This window comes from Psychrobacter sp. 1Y4, from assembly GCF_051847555.1.
This window is the reverse complement of the sequence record NZ_JBPYDE010000031.1, coordinates 1-3,663: the sequence shown is the minus strand read 5'-3', so window position 1 is coordinate 3,663 and position 3,663 is coordinate 1. Positions and strand designations below refer to the sequence as shown.

The following is a 3,663-nucleotide window of genomic DNA, read 5'->3' as shown; positions in this document are numbered from 1 at the left end:
TGGCTCTCACATAAATACGAACAGTCATAACGCCACCTCTATTATTTAGACTTAATAATTAATGTTCATTGATAATAACAAGATATTACTATCATTTAATAATATAAAAAAGTCTAATGATAGATAGATTATCATTTAAAGGTTTTATGTTTTGGGTATAGGCTAATGATAGGAAAAAAGCACAGCAGCCAGTCTTATAATTCAAAAGTCTGTTATAGATGGTTCCATGCTAACAGTCTGCTTTAAGTAGTCTGTTAATATGTTTGAAGGGTGAGATAGCTGGTTCCGCTAAGGTATAGACTTTATTAACTAACCCAATCAAAAAGAAGTCAAGGTATAAAAATACATAATGTAGTTTTATACCTTGACTTCTTTTTGAAGTAAATGTACTGTAGTTCTCTACTAATTCGATTTACTGGAGACTACCATGAGCATTAGAGAAGCCTTAGAAAAAGTGATATTTGACCAAACAGATGAAAGTACTGTCACTCCTTTATCTATCAGATTACCCAACCATTTGAACAATCAATTGGAAGAATTGACGCTTACTTTAGACAAATCAAAAAGCTATCTATTATTAGAGTTTGTTAAAGCTGGAATTGAAGAAACGAACAACATATTAGAAGAAAGAGCAAAAAACCCTGAAATTGCGAAGCAAAGAGATACTAGTAACATTCTTAGCACTAAGCCTTTCATGCTCAATACCAACTACAATAATGACAAATCTGCGCACGTTAAAATGCTTGAAAACAACGAAGCTGCTGCCTTCTACTCAGGATGGAAAGAGTATATTTGCAACTTGCAAGAAGGGGATAAGGTATATCTTTATCAAAGTGGCGTTGGGTTTGTCGCGTCTGGCACAGTAACAGGGGATTTGATAAAGAGTGAGTATGGTGGCAAACCAGATGCTAAATATTCCAAGGAACTAAAAGACTTTAAATTTGGCTTCAAAGCAATTTCTGCAAAAGAGTTCAAATCATTAACCGATGGTGGCGCTAATTTCAGAATGACTATGGTTCAATTAAGCTCGAAACAAAGACATGCGCTTGATGATGAAATTAATAAAAGAATGAATGCAATTAATTCAAAATAGCCTTAATAGCGGAGTGCTAGATATGAAAAATAGTGATTGGATTCTTCAAGTAAAAGAAACTCGTAGAACTTTTGGCAGCTCAACTTGGGTTCCATTAAGAGAGTTGTCTAATAAAGAACAAGGTGATGTTAAAAACGTTGGCTATGACAGCGAATTTTTTGGGTGCGGATCTGTTGCATTCCCACCAGAACAAAAGGAAAGAGCTGATGGATTTGACTGGAATCAAGTTGGCATTAGCCATACCACTAGACCATATGCTTATGAAAACGGCTATTATTCTCCAATCGAACAATATGAATATAATGACAAAGAACCCATAGGTGTGAATCTTGTCTTTGAATACAATCAGCCTGTAACTGGAATAAGAGAGTGGATACTAAGTCCTGATTTAGTCATTGCTCTTGGTTTAATAAAAGATGGAAATAACTGGGTTAGACCTGCAGAAAATTTCATTGTTGTTGCTCGTGAAACTATTAACGAGAATGGTGATCATACTTTAATTGAAATTAAGCAAGAGTTTCTTATTGATTATTTAGCAGCAAGAAATCTATCTCTTCGCCTTTCGTACTACCGCCAAAGAGTAGCTAATGTTATAAGTTTAAAAGACAGCGTATATGCCGATCTGACAGATAAAGAAGAGTCTAGAGATGGTGGAAGATTTGAGCTTTTGATTCGAGACTTAGAAGACGTTTTCGGTGGAAGCTGGGCTGCATTTAGAGTCTGGCGAACTGATATTGATGAAGACGAAGATGCTCCAGTGATGGGGCAAGAAAGTGATGAAAATACTGACTCAGAAAGCTCGCAAGGTAGCCATCAAGGTGTTTATAAAGGAGTTCGAGTAGAAGGAGAGTTTTGGCGAGACGAATGGATTGAGCATCAAAATATAAGCGTACGGGTTCGGGGAGATAAAGATCAGACACTTCCTCAGTTCATTGTTAAAACTGATGGAACGCGAATGACGTCTCATTCTTTGAATAATGAAAATATTGGCAGATGGCTCTGGTTCCGTTCTAACGTAGTTAGCGAACTTCTTAGTTACCAAGGGTTTTCACTGCAATGGTATACGGCAGAAACAGGCGGTATTCACTCTACGTCTGGGTGTAGAATTCACTTTGGAATTAATTCATCTGATTTAATAACTGTTTATGCTTATGATGTTGCCCGTCTTGCGCCATGGGAACAGCATATTTGGGCTGCTCATAACATTGCTCCAGAGGGGAAGGTGTCATCTGAGTTATTAATGTCGCAGGTTGAAGCTAAACCTGCTTCTACGCATGCTGTTGAAGAACTTTTATTTATAAGTATGAAGCTGTTAGAGGATGGTTTTAGAAATGAGTTTAATACTGATTTGTTCTCGCATGAAATAGATGAACCTGAGTTTAAAAAACAAATTTCACGCTTCTCAAGCAAAGACCAAACCTCATTACTAAGATTAGCAAAGGAATTAATTCGTATATTCTCTGATCGTCTCAATGTTAGCAATCTACGCCAACTCTCAACACATAAGAATAAGAAGACACTCGGGTCAAATAAACTATTAGAAGATATTTTGGCACAAAAAGTAGGAGTCGATAGAGCTCGCCAAATCTTTGGTGTAATCGCTGGTGCTTATGATATGCGTCTAGGCGATGCACATCCTACTAGTTCTAAAATTGGAGATGCTCTAAAATTAGCGAAAATTGACGAAGACGAGTCTTTCCTTAAGCAAGGCGAACAATTAATTTGTAATTTTGGAGAATCCATTTGGTGGATAGGAAAATTACTTTTTAGTCAGTCAGAGGTTAAATAAGTACCAGACTGTTCCTATAAGGATAATTATGGCAAATACTAGCAGCTCGATGTCTACTATATAGCGCACCGATCACAGATAGAATATATAGGGCAAGTACACAACGAAGTACACTCAGACTATTTTAGCGAGTTGAAACGTTGCTACCATTAGCCCACAACCAAAGCTTCGAATCCTCACTAGGGTGCCATCCTTATGGCTATAAGAATAACTATGCTAAATACTCAACGCAACTGAACTTAATTCGCTCTATTTATCTTATTGACGCTTAGCTATTTACTTACATGGCATTTCCGATTATTATACATCAAATTGATGATAATATATCGGAAATGCCATGTTCTCTTTACAACCATCGTTTGATGCTATTTCAGACAAATTTATTGATGAAAATTCTGAGGTCGTTAGCGCTCTTGCTGCCATTCACCCCAGTCTTACAACTCAACTAGTTTACGAGGTGATTCTGGCCGCTAATGAAAAAACTCAACATGTTGGAAGCTCTTTTCCAGCTAATGCTCCGTTAGCAATGTGGCAATTTCACATTACAGGTTTTCTTAGAGAAAAACTATGTGCTCTTGGTTGGACTAAAGTTGATGGTAAAGGTGGGGTTGCATATGTAATATCGCCGTGTAAGGAGCATGCAATTCGTGTTTTTGCAGGTAACAAGTATGTAGGTTTACGAGATGGAAACGTAAGCAATAGATCAATTAAGGGAAATACCCTTAAAGATGATATTTATCCGCTATTAAACTCTGATAAAGGAACGACCATTTGGACTTTA

General features: G+C 36.9%; 3 protein-coding genes. All 3 read left to right on the top strand.

What is annotated here, in order from left to right; translation table 11 throughout:
- The first annotated feature begins 427 nt into the window (after positions 1–427).
- Positions 428–1,093, top strand: a complete 666-nt coding sequence (locus ACS8FC_RS13840) for a ribbon-helix-helix domain-containing protein (protein ID WP_025643765.1) — start codon at positions 428–430, stop codon at positions 1,091–1,093.
- Positions 1,094–1,115: 22 nt separating this feature from the next.
- Positions 1,116–2,882, top strand: a complete 1,767-nt coding sequence (locus ACS8FC_RS13835) for a hypothetical protein (protein WP_037058559.1) — start codon at positions 1,116–1,118, stop codon at positions 2,880–2,882.
- 337 nt (positions 2,883–3,219) lie between these two features.
- Positions 3,220–3,663 (top strand): hypothetical protein (locus ACS8FC_RS13830; RefSeq protein WP_439297185.1); only part of this gene is annotated, 444 nt, incomplete at its 3' end.